The sequence below is a fragment of the Azospirillum thiophilum genome, from assembly GCF_001305595.1.
Taxonomy (GTDB): Bacteria; Pseudomonadota; Alphaproteobacteria; order Azospirillales; family Azospirillaceae; genus Azospirillum; species Azospirillum thiophilum.
This window is the reverse complement of record NZ_CP012401.1, coordinates 552,893-574,351: the sequence shown is the minus strand read 5'-3', so window position 1 is coordinate 574,351 and position 21,459 is coordinate 552,893. Positions and strand designations below refer to the sequence as shown.

Annotated in this window: 10 protein-coding genes and 1 pseudogene; 5 read left to right on the top strand and 6 right to left on the bottom strand. The window is 64.8% G+C overall.

All coding sequences use genetic code 11. The features are described from left to right. Positions 1-136 precede the first annotated feature (136 nt). The 6 genes and pseudogenes from AL072_RS02620 to AL072_RS02595 form a co-directional block, all read right to left on the bottom strand. Positions 137-685 (bottom strand): annotated as a pseudogene (locus tag AL072_RS02620) (transposase); the annotation flags it as partial. Between the two features lie 426 nt (positions 686-1,111). Then, positions 1,112-4,237: a type I restriction endonuclease subunit R gene (locus AL072_RS02615; RefSeq protein WP_045581632.1), complete on the bottom strand. Its 3,126-nt coding sequence runs from the start codon at positions 4,235-4,237 to the stop codon at positions 1,112-1,114. Positions 4,238-4,291: 54 nt separating this feature from the next. Further along, positions 4,292-5,425, bottom strand: coding sequence for a Fic family protein (locus AL072_RS02610; RefSeq protein WP_045581633.1), 1,134 nt, complete (start codon positions 5,423-5,425; stop codon positions 4,292-4,294). Further along, the gene (locus tag AL072_RS33200) at positions 5,422-6,750 is read right to left on the bottom strand and encodes a restriction endonuclease subunit S (protein WP_082108893.1); all 1,329 of its coding nucleotides are present in this window, start codon (positions 6,748-6,750) and stop codon (positions 5,422-5,424) included. The genes AL072_RS02610 and AL072_RS33200 overlap by 4 nt, the downstream gene beginning before the upstream one ends. After that, a complete protein-coding gene (locus AL072_RS02600; RefSeq protein WP_045581635.1) occupies positions 6,747-7,694 on the bottom strand; it encodes a GIY-YIG nuclease family protein in 948 nt (315 codons plus the stop codon). Before AL072_RS02600 ends, AL072_RS33200 begins: the two co-directional genes overlap by 4 nt. Then, the gene (locus AL072_RS02595; RefSeq protein ID WP_045581636.1) at positions 7,691-9,526 is read right to left on the bottom strand and encodes a type I restriction-modification system subunit M; all 1,836 of its coding nucleotides are present in this window, start codon (positions 9,524-9,526) and stop codon (positions 7,691-7,693) included. Before AL072_RS02595 ends, AL072_RS02600 begins: the two co-directional genes overlap by 4 nt. 400 nt (positions 9,527-9,926) lie before the next feature. On the opposite strand from AL072_RS02595, the gene AL072_RS02590 reads away from it, so the two are divergent. The 5 genes from AL072_RS02590 to AL072_RS02570 are packed head-to-tail and all read left to right on the top strand — an operon-like array spanning position 9,927 to position 21,446. After that, entirely contained in the window at positions 9,927-13,355 is a 3,429-nt protein-coding gene (locus tag AL072_RS02590; protein WP_144428121.1) for an AAA domain-containing protein, read from the top strand. Next, complete coding sequence (locus AL072_RS02585; RefSeq protein ID WP_045581638.1) at positions 13,330-14,958, top strand: coiled-coil domain-containing protein; 1,629 nt, start codon at positions 13,330-13,332, stop codon at positions 14,956-14,958. The genes AL072_RS02590 and AL072_RS02585 overlap by 26 nt, the downstream gene beginning before the upstream one ends. Before the next feature lie 25 nt (positions 14,959-14,983). Then, positions 14,984-17,194 carry an AAA family ATPase gene (locus AL072_RS02580; RefSeq protein ID WP_045581639.1) on the top strand — a complete coding sequence of 737 codons (2,211 nt, stop codon included), beginning with the start codon at positions 14,984-14,986 and terminating at the stop codon, positions 17,192-17,194. Beyond that, entirely contained in the window at positions 17,194-18,855 is a 1,662-nt protein-coding gene (locus AL072_RS02575) for a DUF2357 domain-containing protein (protein ID WP_045581640.1), read from the top strand. The genes AL072_RS02580 and AL072_RS02575 overlap by 1 nt, the downstream gene beginning before the upstream one ends. 11 nt (positions 18,856-18,866) lie before the next feature. Continuing rightward, complete coding sequence (locus AL072_RS02570) at positions 18,867-21,446, top strand: hypothetical protein (RefSeq protein ID WP_045581641.1); 2,580 nt, start codon at positions 18,867-18,869, stop codon at positions 21,444-21,446. Positions 21,447-21,459 lie beyond the last annotated feature (13 nt).

Genomic DNA, 21,459 nt, shown 5'->3' with positions numbered 1-21,459 from the left:
GTCCTGCATACCCGAGAACGTGACGCGCCCGCCGCCCGGCCGCGCATTGACTGGAGGCTACACACCGATCTGCCTGTTTTCTCGAATGAGGACACCATTGAGTGAACCGCGCCGGGTTTCCCGGAGGCCGATTTGGTTGAGTCACGCCGACCTGGAAGCCGACCAGTTCCTTCTTGCCCTCCGGCGTGGCACCGATGATGACTAGCATGCACTCGGCGACCGGCTCCATGCGGGCCCGCAGGTAGACGCCATCAGCCCAGAGGTAGACGTAGTGCCGTGCCGACAAGTCGCGCTTTTGCCAGCGTGTATAGTCGGACGCCCAGTCCTGCTTGAGCTGGGCGATGACGGACGGCGACAGGTTCGGGGCATCCTTGCCGAGCAAGGCGGTGAGCGCATCCTGGAAGTCGCCGGTGGAGACACCGCGCAGGTAGAGCACCGGCAGCAGGGCGTCCAAGCTCTTGGAGCGCCGCGCTCAGCGGGGCAGGATCGCCGAGGTGAGGCGGAGCCGGTCGCCGCCTTCGTCGGCGCCACGGTCGTGCAACTTGGCGCGGCGCATTTCAACCGGCCCGACGCCGGTATGGATCGCCCGCTCGGGGCTGTGCCCGTGCCGCACAACCCGGTCGTGGCCGTCCGCCAGCTTGAAGTCCTTCATGGCGCTCAGGAAGGCGTCCACCTCCGCCTCGATACGCCGCCCTCATCAGACCGTCATCACCCAGATTCCCGCATAGCTCCAACGACCCGAACGCCCGCCTCGTTTGGAAAACGCTTGAACGTCGCCTCGGCGCTTTGGAGGCGGAGGTGAAGGCGATCGAAACGTCTCTGCGATCCTTGAACGATTTACGCCTTGCGCTGGTCGGTCGCTCGGTCGCTCGGTCGCCCTGTTCGAGTTTCCGTTGGCCATCGCCAACGTGTTCGGGCAACTCTCTGGAAAAGTAGTGTATCCCATGCTTTCAAGCAACTCTCCGCCGGAGGAACCGTCGGCTTGGTTCATCCTGCTGGCGGTTTGCATGACATGGGCTTTGGCAATGGCTTTTCTGTCTTTTTGGTTGTGGAATGAGGGACGTATCAAGTCTGAGAGATAGACCTTTCTCCGGGAGCGATGATTCGCATCCTATACGCGCCCGGCTTCCCCACCGTGGGAACGTAGAGCTTCATAGAGTTGTCCTGGACCGAGCAGGATATCCTTCAACCCGTGCCGCACCTTTTCGGAGTTCAGTGCCTGCTTGCTCATTGAGGTGTGAGCGGCGAAGGCATCCATGATGGCGTTCAACAATTCGTTAGCGAGATCCGGGGAGTTGGCGAACTGCTCCTTTGTGTTGTTCGCGGCCTGCTGAACCAGGATCTCCGACTCCAGAAGCTTTCCCTTCAACACGTTGTTCACGTAAACCAGCTTGTCGTCGTCGGTCAGTTCGCCCTCGAACAGGTCATTCACCTTGGCGATAATCTCCGACAGTTGGACCTTTTCCTTCTCCTGGACCTCGCCGCTTCCCGGTGCCGTGAAAGGCTTCAACGTGTCGGCCTCACCGCCGGCAAGCGCCAGATCACGCTTGCCCCGGTTCCGCAAGGCGTGATGGGTCAGCGTCACCTTGGACAGATCGACGCCACTCCGTTCGCGGCCGAACTCCAACAGTGGCAGCAGGCGCTTGAAGAAGATCGCGCGCTTTTCGATCGACGTGTTGCCGTAGTCGAAGATCTGCGACAGGAAGCCATACACCCGCAGGAACACCCCGAGATCGCGCTTGAACAGAAGGAGGACGTTCATCGCATTCCGCGCGTCCTGTTCAGCCTGGGCGTCCTGCGTCGAGCGGGCGGCCTGTAGCGCCTCGGTCGCGGCCTTGTAGCGCCTCAATAGGCGGTCGGCCACGGGCTCGAGCGCTGCTGCGAGCTGAGCCTGGGAAGCGTTGACGGCCATCTCGACGGCGACGACACGGTCCACCTCGTGTTCGTCGTAGTACCCCGTCGCGTCGAGCTTGGCGCGGAGATCGAACACAATGTCCGGGTCGGTCGTCGCCTCGAGCTGTGCCGTGTCGTGGTAGGTGCGGAAGGCGGCCAGAACCTCGTCCGGGTCATTCACAAAGTCGAGAATGTATGTGGTGTCCTTGCCGGGATAGGCCCGGTTCAGGCGCGACAGGGTCTGAACCGCCTGGATGCCGGCGAGACGCTTGTCCACATACATCCCGCACAGCAGGGGCTGGTCGAAGCCGGTCTGGAACTTGTTGGCGACCAGCAGGATCCGGTAATCCTCGGTGGCGAACGCCTCGGCGATGTCGCGCCCGCGCAGGTTCGGGTTAAGCGCCGCTCCGGTCTCGGTGAACGGGTCTGGCCCCGATTCGGCATCTTTCACCTCGCCGGAAAAGGCGACCAGCGTGCCGATCCTGTAGCCCTGGTCCTTGATGTAGCGGTCGATGGCGAGTTGCCAGCGCACGGCCTCGACCCGGCTCGCCACGACGACCATCGCCTTTGCCCGACCATCCAGCAGCGTCGCGATGTTCTCCCGGAAATGCTCGACGACGACCTGAACTTTCTGGCTGATGTTGTAGGGGTGGAGCCGGACCCAGCGCATGATGCCCTTCATGGCCTCGTTGCGCTCGACCTCCGCGTCGTCCCATTCCCGGCCGCCGGTTGCCAGACGGAAGGCCAGACGGTACGGCGTGTAGTTCCGCAGCACGTCGAGGATGAAGCCCTCCTCAATGGCCTGCCGCATCGAGTAGACATGGAAGGGCGTGGGCAGGTTGCCCGGCCCGGCCGGGCGGCTGGGATCGGGGCGCCGCCCGAACAGTTCCAGCGTCTTCGCCTTCGGTGTCGCCGTGAAGGCGATGTAGGTAATGCCGGCGTCGTTCGCGCGCGCCGCCATCTGGGCGGCCAGTAGGTCTTCGGCGCCGACCTCGCCACCGTCGGCGAGTTCCGCCAGTTCGGCGGCGTTCAGAACCTGCTTCAGCTTCGCGGCGGCCTCGCCGGTCTGCGAGCTGTGCGCCTCGTCGGCGATCACGGCGAAGCGCTTGCCCTGCGTCGCCGCCAGTTCCTGTACGGTCTGGAGCGCGAAGGGGAAGGTCTGAATGGTGCAGACGACGATCTTCTTGCCGCCGGCCAGCGCCGACGCAAGCTCACCACTCTTGCTCTGCGATTCGCCCTTCACGGTGGCGACGACGCCGGTGGTGCGCTGGAAGCTGAAGATCGCCTCCTGCAACTGATCATCGAGAACGGTCCGGTCGCTGACCACGAGCACCGTGTCGAACAGCTTGCGATTGCCGCCGTCGTGCAGGTCTGCGAGGAAATGCGCCGTCCAGGCGATGGAGTTCGTCTTGCCCGATCCGGCCGAATGCTGGATCAGGTACTTCTGTCCAGGCGGATCGGCGAGCACGGCGGCGACCAGTCGCCGGGTGGCGTCGAGCTGGTGATAACGGGGGAAGACCAACGCGGTGATCCGCGTCTTGCCGTCCTTCTTGGCGACGAGATAGCGGCCCAGAATGTCGAGCCAACTGTCCCGCTGCCAGACCTCTTCCCACAGATAGGCGGTGCGATGGCCGTTCGGGTTCGGCGGGTTGCCCGCCGCGCCGTGGTCGCCCCGGTTGAAGGGCAGGAAGACGGTGTCCGCGCCCACCAGCTTCGTCGCCATGCGGACGTCGGAGTTGCTGACGGCGAAATGGACCAGCGCCCCGCGCGGAAATTCCAGCAGCGGTTCGGCGGCGGTCTGCCCCTTGGGCTTCGGGTTGCGGTCGAAGCGGTACTGGTCCACCGCGTCGCCGACGCCCTGGGTGAAGTCGCTCTTCAACTCCGCCGTGGCGATGGGCAGGCCGTTGAGGAACAGCACCAGATCGATGGAGTTCTCGTTGTGCAGCGAATAGCGGACCTGCCGGACCACGCGCAGCCGGTTCGCCGCGTACTTCGCTTGCAGGTCGGGGTTCATCGCCAGCGCCGGGCGGAACTGGGCCAGGGTCAGGGGCTGGCGCAAGCCCAGCATTTCCACGCCGACGCGCAGGACATCCAGCGTGCCGCGATCGTCCATCTGCTTGCGCACACGGTCGAGCAACGTGTCTTCCGCCGCCGTCCCATGGCTCTTGACCAGGGCATCCCAGGCCGTGGGCTGGGTGTCGCGGACCCAGGCCAGCAGATCCTCGGGGAACAGGGCGCGCCGGCGGTCGTAGCGGGCGGCGGCGTCGGGATCATGCAGCCATCCCTGCGCCGCCAGATGCGCGCAGATGTCATCCTCGAACGCGATTTCCCGGTGCAGGCTCATGACCGTTTCCGCCTTAACTGAACGTGGAGATAGGTTAAGGGAAATGACATTCCCTTAACTTACGAAGAGTGTAAGGTAACGGTGAAAGGCGTAGCTGCGGCCTCGCTGCTGCCCCGTGATCTCGATCAGAATGCCCAACTGCATCAGGTCGCGGATCAGCGCGTTCGCCGTCGGCGTGCTGACGCCAAGAGTCACCTCGATGTCGGCGGCCGAGACGATCGGCTTGCGATACAGCAGGTTCAGCGTCTGCCGGGCGTTGGGGGTGCGCTTGCCCAGCCCCAGCACGGCCTGTTCGACCTCGGTGCGCAGGGCCAGAATCTGGCGGAACACGTCCCGCCCCTTGGTGGCGGTCTCGGCCACGCCGTTGAGGAAGAAGCGCACCCAGTGGATCAGGTCGTTCGACACGCGCACCCGCATGAGGGCGTCGTAGTAGCTGGCCCGGTTGCGCTCGAAGAAGTCCGACAGGTACAGCGACGGCTTCGCCAGCAGCCCGTGGCCGACCAGATAGAGGGGGATCAACAGGCGCCCGATGCGGCCATTGCCGTCCAGGAAGGGATGGACGGTCTCGAACTGGTAGTGGCTGATGGCGATCCGCACCAGATGGGGCACGGCGATGGTGTCGTTGTGCCAGAACTTCTCCAGGTCGCTCATCAGGTCCGGCACCCCTTCGGGATGCGGCGGGATGAACACGGCGTCGCTGACGCTGGACCCGCCGATCCAGTTCTGGCTGGCGCGGAATTCGCCGGGCTGCTTGTGCTCGCCGCGCACCCCCTGCATGAGGATGGCGTGGGTTTGCTTCAACAGGCGGTTGGACAGGGGCAGGGAGGCGAGTTCGGCGATGGCCGTGTTGACCGCCTCGATGTAGTTGCGGACCTCGCGCCAGTCGTCGCGCTTCTCGGGCTGAATCTGCTCCTCCGGCATCAGGGCTTCGTCGATGCCGGTCTGCGTGCCCTCGATGCGGCTGGAGGTCTGGGCCTCCTTGACCACGTGCATCTGGATGAACAGGTCGATGTCGGGAACGATCAGGGAGAAGGCGTTCAACTCGCCCAAGGCCCGGTTGGCGGCCTCCAGCAGCGTGTTGACGGTCGGGTCCTCCCACGTCCATTCGTGGTTCACGGGAACAGGCTCGAAGCTCTTGTACTGATAGCGCGGCTGCCAGCGCCCGGCCCGGAACGTCTCGAACTTCATGCGGCGGCCTCCGATTCCACCAGCCCGCGCACGTCGATCTGTCCGGTGACGGCGGCGGAGATCAAGGCGGCGCGGCGCTCCTTGAGGAGGTCGATGGCGCGTTGGGCTTCGGTGATGAGGGTGTCGAGTTTGACGGTTTCCTTGTAAACGTGCTTTACAAGAATGGCCCTATCGGTTGGTGGAGGGCAAATCATTGGAAATTCGCAAATATTTGTCGAGGATATTGATGCCAAATTCGTGCTTTGCTTAGAGCGCGACATAAAGTAAAAGCGCCCGTAATCTGCGCTTGTCTGTAGATTCAGCCATTCTGATTCAATGTATTTTGGCCGAACGGCAAATACATGATTTTGATGTATGCAGTTTTCGATTTCGCCTTTCCAAATATGGCCTCTGCCAAGTTTATCAAAATCTCCGCCCTCATTCATGAGAACGTCGCCATTTTTTAGCAAAAATCGCTCTAATTCTCTGGATTCAATCTGAATTGTGGCAATATCATCCAAATCAAGATACCCATCTTGAACGTTAGTAACTCGAAGATATGGGACATCAATTGCATCAGAATTTTCAATTTCACGACCCTTTGCTACACCACCTTGAACTTCAGCGACAAATTTTAGGCGAACAATTCTCCAATTCATCGGAATTTTGCCCAACCACTCGATACCTGAATCCTTCATAGGGGCGTCGGGGTTCAGGCCCTTGGTGACGGCATGGGAAATGACGGCCTGCCGCTTCTCCTTCAGCAGTTCAATCAACCGCTCCTGCTCCGCCACCAGCGCGTCGATTTTTGCCGTCTCGCGGTCGAGGAAGGCGACGATAGCATTTTGTTCGGTATGCGGCGGCAGAGGAACCTTAATTTGGAGGAATTTATCAGGCTCAAGTCGCCACTGTTCATTGCGAATTCCGTTCGATATCAACCTGTAAACGCTTGGCATGGCGTTTGATCGAAGTAGGTTATGGAGATAGCCTGAAACTTCAGAGTGTATTTTTTCAAATACAGCATAATCCGGGCTAGTGATCCCGTGGATTTTCGATACCCCAAGAGAGCCCTGCCATGCCTTCATTTTGTTGATAACCAAATCGTCTTCCAAGACAGTTTGGTAAAGAGAAAGATCGTCCGGCGTCTTGTTGTTGTTATCTGATCTTGATGATTTTTCTATGACACCATATTCACGGTATACTGAAAGAACTGGTGCATCCGCGTTGTCTTGACGCTTCACAAAGCGATACAGCGCTTTGATAGAAACCAGAGACCAATGGCTCGGCATCTCCCCCAACCAAGCCATTCCACTGTCTTTGGTGTCGGTGTAACGCGGATAGGTCATCCTTCGCCTCCAACCGGATCGACGGCAGCGACCCGCTCTTCTTGCCACTGCGCATAGGTCTTGTTGGTGCCCTTGACGCGCCAGGAGAGCCGTCCATTGTCCGCTCGACCGAGAACAGCGGCGGACGCCGCGCTCGGACTGCGAAAAGCGCGGTCGCTGGCGAATCGGAGTGGCCCTTCTGCCTCTCCGACCAACACGCCGCTATCAACCAACTGCTGGTGCAAGGCTTGGTAGGAGTGGCCCGCCACACCGATCCACTGCCGCTGGGCCTGCGAACCGGCCAGAACGACGAAATCTCCATCGACCTCCCGTGCTTCGGCCCGCAGATCGTGCTTCGGGCTGCTCATTTCGAAGGAAGGAGGGATTAGCAACGCCAGGGTGGACGTGTCCGCCGCTGGTTTTGGGGCGGCAGCGGTGGAGACGCGTGGTGGCTCGCGCAAGAACTCCAGCCCCAACACCGGCAGCACGGTGCGGATCTGCTCGATGAAGAATTCCATGTCGGCGATGTCGGACTCCGGGAGCAGGCCGTAGTCGGGCGCCGTACCGTTCATCAGCTTGGCGCGTCCGGCCTGTCCGGCGATGGCGATCAGGCGGCTCTCCAGATAGCGGGCGTGTGCCTTCGTCAGGTTGTGGTCCTTGCTGGTGACGACGCAAGCACGCTCCCAGAACGCCTTGTCCTCGTCGCGATTGTGCTGGGCGAGGCGTTTGCCCACATTGTCCGTCTCCCCTATGTAGACCAGCGGGGCGAGTGTCCCGTCCGGGTCGTCGCCGCTGAGGAAATAGACGCCGGTACGCCCGGCCTCCGACCGCCGCAGCAGGTCGGGCAGCCGAGACCGGGGCGCCACCATGACGTGACCGGTCCAGTTCACGATTTCGGCCGTGATGATGCCGCCCGGTACGCCGTCGGCCAGGAACAGGCGGATGGAACGTCCGAGGGCGCTCATCCCACCACCTCGCCCAACAGAGCCTGAATCCGTCCAATGACTCCGTTCAGCTCCGCGTCGATCTCAGCCAGGGGGCGCGGCGGCTCGAACACGTAGAAGTGACGGTTGAAGGGAATCTCGTAGCCGATCTTGGTCTTGTCATGGTCGATCCAAGCGTCGGGCGCGTGCGGCAGCACCTCGCGCTTGAAGTACGCCTCGACATCCTCGGTCAGCGGCACGTTTTCGGTGTCGCGCAGCTTGGAATCCGGCAGCGGTTTGCCCTTCTGCTTGCCCTTCTGGCCCAGCACGATGGCCCCCGCCGCGTCGCGCTCCGGGCGTTCGACGGTGATGCTGCGGTAGCCGAAGGCGCTGTTGGCGAAGATGCGGCTGATCGGCGCGCGTTTGCGCTTGCCGCCGGTGGGAATCGCCGGGTCCGGGTCGGCGAGGCCGACGATCCGGCGCTCCGTCTCCTTGCCGTTGGCGTCGAACAGCGTGACCAGATCGGCCTCGACGAAGTCCCCGAACAGGCGGGTGACGTCGGCGATGTGGGCGTCGGACATCTCCTTGCGCTTGCTGCCCAGACCCTTGCGCATTTTCTGCCAGAAGGCGCCGGCGTCGATCAGTTGCACCTTGCCCTTGCGCGCCTCGGGCTTGCGGTTGCCGACGATCCAGACATAGGTCGCGATGCCGGTGTTGTAGAACATGTCGGTGGGCAGGCCGATGATGGCCTCCAGCAGGTCGTTTTCCAGAACGTAGCGCCGGATCTCGCTCTCGCCGCCGCCCGCCCCGCCGGTGAACAGCGGCGAGCCGTTCAGCACGATGCCGAACCGGCTGCCGCCTTCCGACGCCGGGCGCATCTTGCTGAGGAGGTGGAGAAGGAACAGCATGGACCCGTCCGACACGCGTGGCAGGCCGGGGCCGAAACGGCCGTTGTAGCCTTGGCTTTCGTGCTCCTTGCGGATCTCCTTCTCGACCTTCTTCCATTCCACGCCGAAGGGCGGGTTGGACAGCATGTAGTCGAAGCGCCGGTTCGGGTGGCCGTCGTCGGACAGCGTGTTGCCGAAGACGATGTTGCCGACATCCTGCCCCTTGATCAGCATGTCCGCCTTGCAGATGGCATAGGATTCGGCGTTCAGCTCCTGCCCGGACATGGTCAGCCGGGCCTGGGGATTAAGCTCGGCCAGATACTCCCCGGCGATGGACAGCATGCCGCCTGTGCCGGCGGTCGGATCGTAGATGGTGCGGACCACGCCCGGCTTGGACAGAACCTCGTCATCCTCGATGAACAGCAGCGTCACCATCAGCCGGATGACCTCGCGCGGGGTGAAATGCTCCCCGGCGGTCTCGTTCGACAGTTCGGCGAATTTGCGGATCAGCTCCTCGAAGACCAGCCCCATCTGGTGGTTGTCGACGCGGTCGGGGTGCAGGTCGATGGCCACGAACTTCTCGACCACCTGATAGAGCAGCCCGGCCTTGTGCAGGCGCTCCACCTGGGTGGGAAAGTCGAAACGCTCGAACACGTCGCGCACCGCCGGGGAAAAAGCGGCGACGTAGCTCAGCAGGTTGGCCTTCAGGTTGTCGGCGTCGCCCATCAGCGTCTTCAGATCGAAGGGCGAGGTGTTGCAGAAGCTCTGCTTGGCCTTGCGCAGCAGGAACGGTTCCGGGTTCAGCCCCTGCGCCGTCTTCTCCGCGAACTCGGCCAGGACGGCGGCCTTGGTCGGCTCCAGCACGCAGTCCAGGCGGCGCAGAACGGTCAGCGGCAGAATGACCCGACCGTATTCGGACTGCTTGTAGTCGCCGCGCAAACGATCGGCGACCGACCAGACGAGAGCGGAGAGAGACTGATGGCTCATCGGAAAAAGGCGTCCTTGTGCATCCTGATGCCCGCCGAAGGCGGCGCGGGGCAAATTCGCACACTCCGAATGAGGATGGAAAGTTGTAAAAGCGGGGCGCCGCCGGTCGGGACATGGCGCGCGCGTTGGGACCTATCGCGACGCCACGCAACGGCAGTCCTTGAGCGAGAAGCGGTTGAACGCCCCGCGGAGCCTCAGGCTCGGCGATTCACAGAACCACTCCTCGCGTGCGGTTGAACATGCTTTGCGGCAAGACCAACGTTGTGTGACAACCTTGAAACGCAAATCCAGCCGGTTCGCGCTCTTTTTGGTGGCCGTTGTTGCAGTGGTGTGATTTTATCATGGTTGCATTTTGAACTCATGCACAATCAACTACCGGTAAAGGAAAAGAGATCGCCACTTGGTTGACGAATCCTTAAGAAAAATAAGCTCTGCAAGAGTGTCGTTTCCTCCCGACATTATTGCTCGCTTGTCGCCACACCAGAACAGCCGTGCTGCGCCCGAGGCTATCCGGGCTGCCTTGCGGGCCGCGCTGGAAGGCCGTCATGAAGGGTTCGGTCTTTTTCGCATCCTGCGTTTCCTGCGGGCCTCGCGCCTCGAAACAACGCCGGCGGCCGTTGCCGAAGGACTCCTTCACCTGCAGCGCGATGGTTTCGCCCGGATCGCTCCGGATCGTCGTTGGGTATGGAGCGGACCCACCGGCGCCGGAACGCCCGGCCGGGAGCGCGCCGACGCTGCCATATCGGAACCCACCGGCGCCGACGGCCGACGCCTGCTCGCCGTTCCCGGTACGGTCGCCTTTGCCGGTGGCCAGCCGCAGGCTCCGCCGGAGCCTTGCGACTCCGGATCTGTAGAGCATGGCTTGGGCAATCTGCGCCGGCTTCTGCCATTCTATCGAGAGTGTCTGGTCCGAAATGAATCCCGGGACACCAACGGGAACGCCGAGGGCTACGGCAAGCAGTTCCTGTTCTGCCGCCCGCAGGGACGGTGGTGGCCCGAGCTTGGAAGCGTAGGATGTTTGCGGATCGAGCGGGCACGCCTGCCGGAGGATTTCCTTGCCGGCTTAGCGCGGCGCAGGGCCGAGCCGCTGGTGCTCTCCTACCCCGTGCACTACGTTCGGCCGCGCGGCGACGACATGCCGCCGTTTGTGCTGCCGGTGGCCTGGGTGGCCTGCGGCTGGTCGCTGACGACGGACGCGCTGGAGATCGTCGTCCCTGCCGAAACTCCTCGCTTCGCCTCCGACTGGCTGAAGGACCAGCGCTTCCGGGGGCGCGACACCAGCGATCTCGCCCGCTGGGCGACGTTGGAAGATACCGAGGACGGCAAGGACGCGCCGTTCCAGGATTGGAGTTCGGTGGCTGCGCACGCGCAGAACTTCGCCGCCGCGGATATGAGGGCACCCATCGAGCCGGCGCATCTCGCCGATGCCCTCGACCTCTGCGATCGCACGGGCATGTACAACCTGCTGGGAGTGTTCCTCCCCTCGGAGCTGCGATTTGCCCGAGGCGCCGCGCGGGAGATCGGAGAGATCGCCGCTTGGTCTGAACACGATCTGGCCACCACGGCGCTCGGTGCTGTGTTCGCTCAGGAGGCCGACGAGAACGAAAGTCCCTCCGGCAGAGAAACCCTCGCGGCACCATCGGTTGGAGAGCCGCTCGAACTCGGCCAGGATCAACTCGCCGCGCTGAGGGACGCGCTGCGCGGACCGCTGACGGTGGTCACCGGTCCGCCCGGAACCGGCAAATCCCAGGTGGTTGCGGCGATCATGGCCTGCGCCGCGCTCGAGCAACGCAGCGTTCTCTTGGCGAGCCGGAACCACAAGGCCCTCGACGCGGTGGAGGAGCGCATCCGCGCTCTCGTCGACGACAAGCCCCTTCTGACGCGCGCCAACGCTGATGGCGATTCGAGCGGCTTCAGCTTCGAACACGCCATCGAGTCGATTATGGCGCGGCCCGCTGCCTCCGGGCGTCGGGAGCGTCTCGCCGAGGCGCTTGACCAGATCCGCCGCCTCGACGATCTGCGTGTCGCGGCCTGCCGCAGGATCGACGAAGAGGCCGCCGCAACTGATGCGCTTGGTCGGATCATCGAGGAGATCGATACCCTCGAGGCCGAACTCGGCGCGGAAACAGCCGGCTGGATGCTCCGCACTCCGGCGTTGCCGGACCTCGGCCGTACTCGCTGGTGGACGCGCTTCCTGCCGCGGCGCCTCGCGCGCCACCTCCTCATGCGTGCCGTGGCCCGCCTCGGCCCTCCAGGCGCTGCGGCGTCTCTCGACGAAGAACACTTGGAGAATTGCCGCGACACCTTCGGGAAGGGCGCGCGGCTGCGCGCCGCGTTGGCCGAACGCGATCGCCTCGAGGCCGAACTGCGCGCGTTCGGCGCCGCCGACCAGCCGGATTTAGCCGGGTATGCCGCCAGCATCAGAGGCCGCTCGGCGGACGTGTTGCGGATGTTGGTCGACGCACTGGCGGAGTGCGAGCCGTCCCACCGGGCCGAGCTTACGGACCTGCGCGGGGAGGTCGGGCTCAACCAACGTGGCGGCGCCGTCGGTGCCGAACGCTACCGCGAGCTCTGGCTGCGTGCCAAGGAACTCATCTTCCGCCATTTCCCTTTGTGGGCCGTGTCGAACCTCGGCGTTTCCAGCAAGCTCCCGCTCGTCCCCGGACTCTTCGACATCCTCATCATCGACGAGGCGTCGCAATGCGACATCGCCTCGGCCATCCCATTGCTGGCTCGTGCGCGCTCAGTGGTGGTGGTCGGCGACCCCGCGCAGTTGAAGCACATCACCAAAATTGACCATGCCTGGGAAGTCGACGCGCTGCGGGCCGCCGGACTGTACGCAGCCGGCATCGGCCGCTACAGCTTCGTCGCCAACAGCCTGTTCCATCTGGCCGCGGCGGCGGGCGGGCGGCAACATCTGCTGCGCGACCATTACCGCTGCCATCCGGACATAGCCGACTACATCAGCGACACCTTCTACGGCCAGCGCCTGCGTCCGCTCACCGCGCCTTCGGCGATCCGTCCGCCGCCAGGCACGGCGCCGGGCTTCCATTGGACGCCCGCCATCGGGCCGATCAGTGCAGCGGCGAGCGGCTGTTGGTCGCGGTCCGAGGCTGACGCCATTTGTTCGCATCTGCGCGCCCTGCTGCTTGACCAAGGTTACCGCGGCTCGGTCGGTGTCGTCACACCATTCGCCGTGCAAGCCGACCGCCTGCGGGACCGGCTCGACGCCGAGATCCCGGCTGACATCCGGGATGCCGTCCATCTCACGGTCGCCACCGCACACAGGTTCCAGGGCGACGCGCGCGACCTCATGATCTTCAGCCTCTGCCTGGGGCCGGACATGCCGCGCGGCGCTCGGGGCTTCGTGGCCACCACGCCGAATCTGGTGAATGTCGCCGTCAGCCGGGCTCGCGCCGTCTGCCACGTTTTCGGCAACCTGGAGTTCGCGGCGACATGCGGCATCGGCCATGTCCAAGCGCTCGTTGCCCGGCGCAACCGGCGTGCGGCAGATCACATCGGCACCTTCGATTCGCCTTGGGAGAAGCGCTTCCACGATGCGTTGCGCGTGCGCGGCATCGCCACTGTGCCGCAATTTCCCGTGGCCGGGCGCCGTCTCGATCTGGCGATCGTCGACGGCGGCCGCATGATCGACGTCGAGGTGGATGGCGACCGCTGGCACCGCGACATCGACGGCAACCGCAAGCAGTCCGACTATTTCCGCGACCTGCAGCTCCGGTCGCTGGGTTGGAAGGTGCTTCGATTCTGGGTCTACGATCTTCGTGAGGACATGGAGGGATGCGTTGAACGGGTCGTACGAGAACTCTGAGGGCGACCGGGTGTCGGCGCGGACCGTGGCCGACCGTGCCCTCGCCGGGCACTCCCGCCTGTTCAAGGCGGTGTGTGGTCTCGGCCTGCTCGGCACGCTCGGGCTTGCAGCCGCCGGTGCCGCCATCCTGTCCGACGGCGCTGGCCGCCGTGCCTGGATCGAGCAGCGCGCCCAGCTCACCACCCTCAACGATGAGCTTGCTCGCAGCCGCTCCTCGCTGGAGAAGGACATCGTGCGCCTCCGCCAGGAAAAAGCGGAAGCCGACGCCGCAGCCTCGCGGGCGACAGCCGAGTCCAGGCAACTGGATGGGCAACTTTCCGACGCGCTGCAACGCCTCAAGGCATCAAGGGAGCAGGAGACGGCCGCCCACGCCGCAGTGACCGCTTTGGAGGCCGAGACCAAGCAACTCGCACAGCAGATCGAAGGGGCACGCCGGCAGACGCAGAGCGCAGAACGCGACCTCGACGGCATGCGGCGGAGCGTGGCCGCTGCGGAGCAGGCAACCCGTGAGGCTGAGAGTCGGCGGAAGGCCGCCCAGGAGGCGGAGCAGGACGCCGTGGCCAAGCAGAAGGAGAGCGCCGCTCTCCTGCAAGAGCGGCAGCGCAAGCTCGCTGATCTTGAGGGCGCCATGGACCGCGTTTCGAAAGACCTTGCTGCCGCCACCGTCCAGTTGACGACCACCCGCGCAGAGGCCGGCAATCTGAAGATGGCAGCCGATGGCGCCCGCGCCGACCGCGACCGCGATACCGCGACCGCCCAAAAGGCACGCGAAGCGGCGGCCGACTTGGATCGGCGACGCGATGACGCCGAGCGCCAGACACGCGAGGCAGAAGAGAAGGCGAGAACGGCGGTCGCCCGTTCGGCCGACGCCATCAAGGCGCAGGAGGGCCGCAAAAAGGACCTCGACGACGCGATGGACCGTGTATCGAAGGATCTTGCCGCCGCCACCATCCAATTGACGGCTACCCGCACGGAGGCTGGCAATCTCAAGGTGGCGGCCGATGGTGCCCGCGCCGAACGCGACCGTGACGCTGCGGCCGGCCAAAAGGCGCGCGACGCAATGGCCGATCTGGAACGGCGGCGCGATGATGCCGAACGGCAGGCCCGCGACACCGAGGAGAAGACGCGCGCAGCGACGGGGCGGCTGGCCGAGGTGGCCAAGAAGTTCGAGGTCGCCCAGAAGGAGCTTGAGACCGCCCAGGCCGGGGCTCGCACTGCCGAAGGGCAAGCCGCCGAAAGCCGTGGCGCGCGCGACCGCGTCGCCGAGGAGGTCGCGCGAATGCGGGCGGAGGTGGACCGGTTGCAGTCGGTTCGCCAGGAGTTGGATGAACGAGAAAAAGCTCTCGCCGTCGCCCGGACCGAACGCGACGAGGCGGAGCGACGCCGCGCCGTAGCCAGCGAGGCTGCGGCGCGTGCGGAAGGGCGCCGTCAGGAAGCCGAGAGCGCCGCCCTGGCCGCCGAGGCCCGCATCAAGCTCTTGGAAGAAAAGGCGGCCAAGCTGGCGACACCTGTCCAGGGCACGTCCTTCCAACCCACCTCTCCCGTTCCCGGCGCGGTGGTCACGCCAGCCGTCGAACTGCAACCGGCCTCGCCCGCCCGCTGATTGCGCCGCCAAGGAGCTTTTCCCGATGGACCTCATCGATCCCGGCTTCACCCCCGCCCTGTTCCTGATCGGCGCGCTCCTGGCGTTCGCCGCCGTGGTCATCGGCGGCGTGGCCCTGTACGCCAACGGCATGGTCCTCAAGCGTGTGCCGGCCGCCGCCTTTCTGGAGGAGGTTGCGGCGCGTCTCTCTGCCAAGCGCGAAGAATTGACGCTCATCGAGCTGTCGGAGGAGGAACGGCGTCGGGAGGCCCGCGAGGCGCTGGTCGAACTCGAACGAGTCCGCGCCGTCCGCCAAGCCGAGGAGGAGCGTCTGTCGGCGATCCGCGTGGACATTGAAGCCTCCAAGGACGAGGCACGCCGAGCTGAGGAGATCTCCGCCGAGCTGGCCGAGAAGTTCCAGCGCCTCGCCGAGGTTGAGCGGGACCTCCGGGACAAGGAGGAACGTCTCGAGGAACTCGGGCGTCGCGAAGCGCGCATCGATGATGCCGAGAAACACATCGGCGACATCGAGACGGCGATCCATGCACTCGCCGACGCCAAGGCGAAGGCGCAGGAGGACCTCGACCGGACGAACGGCGATCTGCAGGCAAAGCGCGACGAACTGCAGATGGTCGAACTCGGAGTCACCGAAGCGGCGGCCCAGGCGGAGGCGGCCCGCAAGTACCTCGACGCGGTCCGCAACGCTACCAACGAGTTGGAGGACCGCATCGCAGAGCTCCGGCAGCAAGCACATGCTGGAGACGGTGAGATCGCGGCCATCGAGGCGCGGATCCGGGACGCCCAAGAGCGGGTCGACGCGGCGGACCGGGCTGCCGCCGCCGCCCAGGACGCTGCCGCGGTGCAGCGGGACCTTCTGGCCGATGCAGAAAAGGCATCCGTCGAGGCTGTCTCGGTCCTGAAACGCATACAAGAGGAGGTGGCGCAGGCCGAGCGGAGCGTCGCAATCCTCCATGTGCGGGCCGCCGCCCTGGAAGCGGAGATCCTGCGTCTGCGTGGCGAACACGCCGGCGGCTCCGACGCGGACGCCAAGACGCCGCCCCTTGACCTCGAGCGGGTTCCCGAGTGCCTTGGCGAAGAGGATGAGGACGGCCGTGTCAAGCCGGCGATGGCCAAGAGTCGGACGCGCACTGACGAGCGCGACGCGTTGGACGGTGTCCGCAGGCACCTCGCTGCCCTCAAGCTCTCGTTCCCGGAGCGGACTCTCAAGGCATTCCACACTTCCCTCAAGGTGTCCCCGATCAGTCCGATCACCGTTCTCTCCGGCGTCTCCGGCACCGGCAAGAGTCAGTTGCCGCGGCGGTACTCCGAGGCGATGGGGCTGCACTTCCTCAAGGTCGCGGTGCAACCGCGCTGGGACGGGCCTCAGGACATCCTCGGTTTCTACAATTACCTCGAGAAGACATACAAGGCGACCGACCTCGCCCGCGCGATGGTGCATCTCGACCCCGTCAATTGGCCGGATCGGGCGCGCCCCTTCCATGGGCACATGATGCTGGTGCTCCTCGACGAGATGAATCTGGCCCGCGTCGAGTACTACTTCTCCGAATTCCTCAGTGGCCTCGAGGGTCGCCCGATGCCCGGGACCGAGACCGAGGACCGCGTCCGAAAGCTGAGCCTCCAGCTCGACCTCGGACGGATCGGCAAACGTGTCCGCGGCCTGTATCCCGGCCACAACATCCTCTTCGTCGGCAGCATGAACGAGGACGAGTCGACACTCTCGCTCTCGGACAAGGTGCTCGACCGTTCGAACCTATTGCGTTTCCCGCGGCCCGAAACCCTCGCCAATGAGCCGCCCGAAGACAAAGACAACACGTTTGACGCGCATCTTCCGGAGAAGCAATGGCGGAGCTGGTGCCGCCGCTTTGGGGATCTGCCGGATTCGGTGAAAACAAATGCAGAAAACTGGATGCGTCGTTTGAATGCATTGATGGATAGCATGGGCCGTCCATTTGCTCATCGCGTGAACCAAGCCATCCTGTCGTATGTCGCCAATTACCCTGATTCAGATGATCAGGATGTTGCTCGCATTGCCTTTGCAGACCAGATTGAACAGCGCATTCTTCCAAAATTGCGAGGCATTGAACTCGAAAATAATCGCGGACACCTCGAAAAACTCCAGCGTCTTGTGACTGAGGATCTCAAAGATCAAGTTCTTGCCAAGGCTTTTGGTGAGGCAATGATCGATGACGCCTCAGGACAGACCTTCAACTGGCGCGGAGTGCGAAGGACCGTCTGATGCCGGCTCTCCCTTTCCTGCTCACGGTACCGTGGGGTCTCTACGCAGAGACGCCGATCAGCGGTGCTGCACCCCGCGTCCCGCTGCGCGACGGCGCGACAGCACAGGTGATGGCCGCCCATGGCCTCATGCTCGCCATCCCCACCGCCGCGCGCGTGCTTGTCGCCGGCCGTCGCCTGCGCATGCAGCAGGAGGGGGCACCTTTCGACTGGGCGCAGGACCGGTTCGCAATGCATGCCCTGCCGTCCGGTATCCGGCCCGAGGAGCGCACCCTGGCGCTCGCCATCGGAGCCCCGGATACCGAGATGGCGGCGTCCATCGAACTCGACGGCTACTTGGCGAAGCCACAGAAGCGGCAATCCGACGCACCGGCTAACGATGGCGACCGCATTCAAGACTTCATCCTGAAAGTGCTGTCACGGATCCGCGAGGCCGAGGCGTCGGACGGCGAGCGCCCCGCGGGCGGCGTGGCCGCGTGGTCGCGCATTGCCGCCGCCTGGACCACCACCGAGGCGAACGCGCTCGACGCCCCGAAGGAACTCATCGTCGAGCACGCCGAAACCTACCGCCGCGTCCTGATGGAGGTTGCTCAGCACCCCCGCCGGGTGCTCGCCCGTGTCCGCCGCCCCATGCCGCTTGATCGCGTTCAGGAGATCGACAAGGGATGCATCGACTGGCTGATCAGGCAGCCCGGCACGTCGATCGAGGAGAAGGCCGGCCCGCGCCAGGCGGTGCTCGGGATCGCCCGCGAGGAGAACTTGAACACCCTTGAGAACCGCGTCCTCAAGGACCTGCTGCGCCACTCGACGATGGAGGCTAACGGCTACCTGCGCGCCAACAAGCGCTACGCGGCGAGTGAGCGTTACCGCTTGGTCGCCGCCTATGCCGGCCTGTGCCGCCGCACCTGGCGCGAGCTTGAGGCCCAGGGGATAGCGGACCCCACCCATCCCGTCACGCCCAACTACGTGCTTCAGCACGACGCCCGCTACCGGTCCATCTGGAAGGCGTATCAGGAGGTCCTCGGCGACGAGCGGCGCCAAGACGACACGTGGCGCTGGCAGCGCCGGCTGTGGAGCGACTTCGTCCGGCTCTCCGTCCACATCGCCCTGGGGCGGATCCGGGGATGCCGCCCCGTAGCGCTCAGCCCGCTGCGGATCCGGCGCGAGCAGGGCCGCGGCCGCTGGAGCGATCTGGCGCAGCAGAGCGGACTCTTCCTCCTCCGGCGTCCCGGCCGCGATCTGGCGATCTCCGTCCTCGACGCCACCCTGCCGGACGGCCATCCATCGCTTCGCCCATGGCAGCACGCGCTGGGCGCCACCATTGTCCTCGCCGTCGAGGATTGCGCGACCGGGCGCCAAGCGGCCATCTGCGTCTGGCCGATCCACGGCACCGGGTCGGAGCCGATCGCGCTGCAGGAGTTCATGGCGTCCGCCGACGAGGCCCTACGGATCGTCGTCGACGAGGAGCGGCGCTACCGGGACGTCCGGGAGGAGGTGCGCGGATTGGTGATTCGCTCCAGCCTCGACATGGCCAACCCCGACTGGGGGCAGCAGGGCCGCGTCTATGGCCTCGCGATGGGGCCGTCCGCCGAGATGATCGAGGAAACCATGGAGATGGGCGCGATGGTTCTTGAGGACGCGATCACATCGTTGCATTGGTAGGAGGTGGGGCGATGGACGGGAGCGTCATCGGAGATCGGCCAGCCTCGTCGGCGGTGGCGGTCGGAGTGGACCTGAACGGCGTTCGTGATCGCTGCCTGATCGCCGGCGCGGGCCGCGAATCGTTTGTCGGTCCACCCGGACCGGTCGTTGTTCCCATAGGCAGCAACCACGTGTTGACCGGCGACGAGGCGATCGCGTCGTTTCATGGCCGAGGCTGGCCGTCGCCGCCCGAGGCCGCCGACGTGCAACCGCGCCTGCCGGTTCTCGCGATGATCCAGCGCATCGGGCGCCACCCCGGCCCGGAGAGCTATGCGCTGGACCTCGTCCTCGGCCACCATATCCGCTCCATTGTCCCCCCGCGCGTGCGCAGTTGCGTTCTGGCCGTGCCCGACCTCCCCGAGTACGACGAGGACGTCCGCAACGCCTTCATCGAGAGCGCCGGTCGGGTCGGCCTTGATCTGAAGCTGCTGTGGCGACCGGTTGCCGCGGTGCTCGGGTGGGGAGAGGACGCAACGCCGAACGAACTCGCACACCTGCACGACGCCGAGGCGATCGTGGTGCAGATCCTTCCTGACGGCATCGCGGCCACAGGCTTGCGACTTGAGATCCTGCCACTCGGCGGTGCCCTGGCGGTCGTCCCGGTGCGCCGGCGGGATGATCTGCGCACCGTCGTCCACTACGATGGTGGAAACCTCGCCGCTCTACTCCGGACCGCCGCGGAGATCGACGCGGACGGCGATCCCGGCGTGGCCAGCCAGATCCTTTGGTCGACCGGGTGCTACTGGAACCCGATGGCCGGCCTTGATGCCGTGGATGGTCTCGTGCGCGGCACCGGTGGATGCTGGCGGGTGATCGACGGCAGTCGGACGCTTCCCGAGCCGGTCGCAGTCGGCATGACGCGCGCGATCCACGCGTTCTGCGAGCGTCATGCGACGGCACTGCGGCACGCTGGCCTTGTCATCGTCGAGGGACCGCTGGCTGGCGCCGCACTGGCGGACGGCATCGACGCGACCACTCCGCTGACCATCCTCGCAGAAGCGATTCGCGCTCTTCGGCCGGACGGTTCGCCGGTGGTGTCCGCTCCCCCGGAGCGCGGGCTCGTCGCCCTTGGGTGTGCGGTCTACGGGCGCCGGCGCGCCCTTGGGCAGACCTCCTACTTCGACTTCCTGCCCGCCATCGAGATCAACGCCATCCGCGATGGACGGCATTGTTTCGTCCACCTCGTCGAACCGAGCGCGCGTGTCGAGGGTGGCATGACCTACGAACGGTCGCTTCTCGACCGCTTCGAAGTTACCGCAGGCACGGAAGAACTCGAATTCTACTTGTTGAAGCAGGACGAGGCGGCAGCGCGGCACAGCCTCGTTCGCTTCGCGAACCCTCCGATGTCCGACGTCCGGGTTGCCGTCCACGTGACGCAGGTGCCGGCCCAGGGACATGCGCGGGTTGAAGTCCGTCCGGATGCAGCGGGGGCTCTCGGCACCGCACCGGTTCTCCTCGACTGGGGGGGCATGGAGGCGATTGAGCAGGATCGGGACGCCATTCTGGAAATCCTGAACGGCAAGGGAAGCTACCCCATCGTGACCCCTCAGGAGGCGCACATTTGTCTCTGGACCTGGGTCCGCGCGAACGGCGGCTCCTTGAGGAAGGATCTCTACGACTTTCTTCGGATCGGCGCACCGGACGCGGCCAATGCCATGGCCTACAAGAGGTTCATCAGTGGTCGGTTCGAGAAGACCTTCGCAGTGCGGGCCGCCCCAATGTTCGCGACCGGCGGTGCCGATCCGGACCGACGGCCGTATACCCTGTTCTCGTCCGACGGGCGGCCGCCCGCCGCGATCGGGGCCGATCCGGGGTGGACCGATCTGCTCCAGGCGGTTCTGGCGAAGCTCGACTCCGATTACGGCGCCCTGTTCGGCGCGCCCACCCTCTCCCCCACCCAGCAGAGTGTTCTTCGGGTTCTACGGAAAATCGCGACCTTCACTTTCGGCGCCTGTCCGCCGACGGTTCGCGGATCGTTCCGGCGGATGTGCATCGACAACGCCCCAGATCGCCGCGCTACCATGTATATGGGGCGCGTGCTGCGCGACGAGGCCGATCTGGCCGTCCTGTTCACGTTCCTGTCTGAGCGGGCGTGGCTCAGCATGAATTCCGGCAAGGCGCTGAACTCCGACATTGCGAAGGCGGCGGCGGATGTCCTCGCCTTTCACGAATCCGCTGGAGCGGTCCTTATGCCGGAGCAGGCCGACACGCTGGCCGAGTTCGCCAAGGCGATGCTCGACGACTGCGCCGATCATCGTCGTCCGCAGAGGTACGCTGGCGCCCTGCGTCTCACCGCATTCCTACTGCGCCATCGCATGCGACGCCACGACTTCCTGTACCCGGACGCGTCGGATGAAGGCACCGCGAACGTTGGTCGGAAAATCGAGAGCCAGTTGAAGGCGTTCAAGGAGAAGATTGCGAAGACGTCGTACGGCCTTCAGCACGATGCTGCGATCGACGAGATCCTCGCTCTGCTCCGGCATCGTGGCAAGGGCCTGCGAATCGACATCGACGATGAAACCAGCGAGGACGGGGGCGACAGTGACGAGTAATCGTAAGCGCTGC

Bases quoted from the DNA above. Each gene is read 5' to 3' on its own strand.
- AL072_RS02615 (WP_045581632.1), bottom strand. From the start codon at position 4,237: ATGAGCCTGCACCGGGAAATCGCGTTCGAGGATGACATCTGCGCGCAT.
- AL072_RS02610 (WP_045581633.1), bottom strand. From the start codon at position 5,425: ATGAAGTTCGAGACGTTCCGGGCCGGGCGCTGGCAGCCGCGCTATCAG.
- AL072_RS33200 (WP_082108893.1), bottom strand. From the start codon at position 6,750: ATGACCTATCCGCGTTACACCGACACCAAAGACAGTGGAATGGCTTGG.
- AL072_RS02600 (WP_045581635.1), bottom strand. From the start codon at position 7,694: ATGAGCGCCCTCGGACGTTCCATCCGCCTGTTCCTGGCCGACGGCGTA.
- AL072_RS02595 (WP_045581636.1), bottom strand. From the start codon at position 9,526: ATGAGCCATCAGTCTCTCTCCGCTCTCGTCTGGTCGGTCGCCGATCGT.
- AL072_RS02580 (WP_045581639.1), top strand. From the start codon at position 14,984: ATGGACCTCATCGATCCCGGCTTCACCCCCGCCCTGTTCCTGATCGGC.
- AL072_RS02575 (WP_045581640.1), top strand. From the start codon at position 17,194: ATGCCGGCTCTCCCTTTCCTGCTCACGGTACCGTGGGGTCTCTACGCA.
- AL072_RS02570 (WP_045581641.1), top strand. From the start codon at position 18,867: ATGGACGGGAGCGTCATCGGAGATCGGCCAGCCTCGTCGGCGGTGGCG.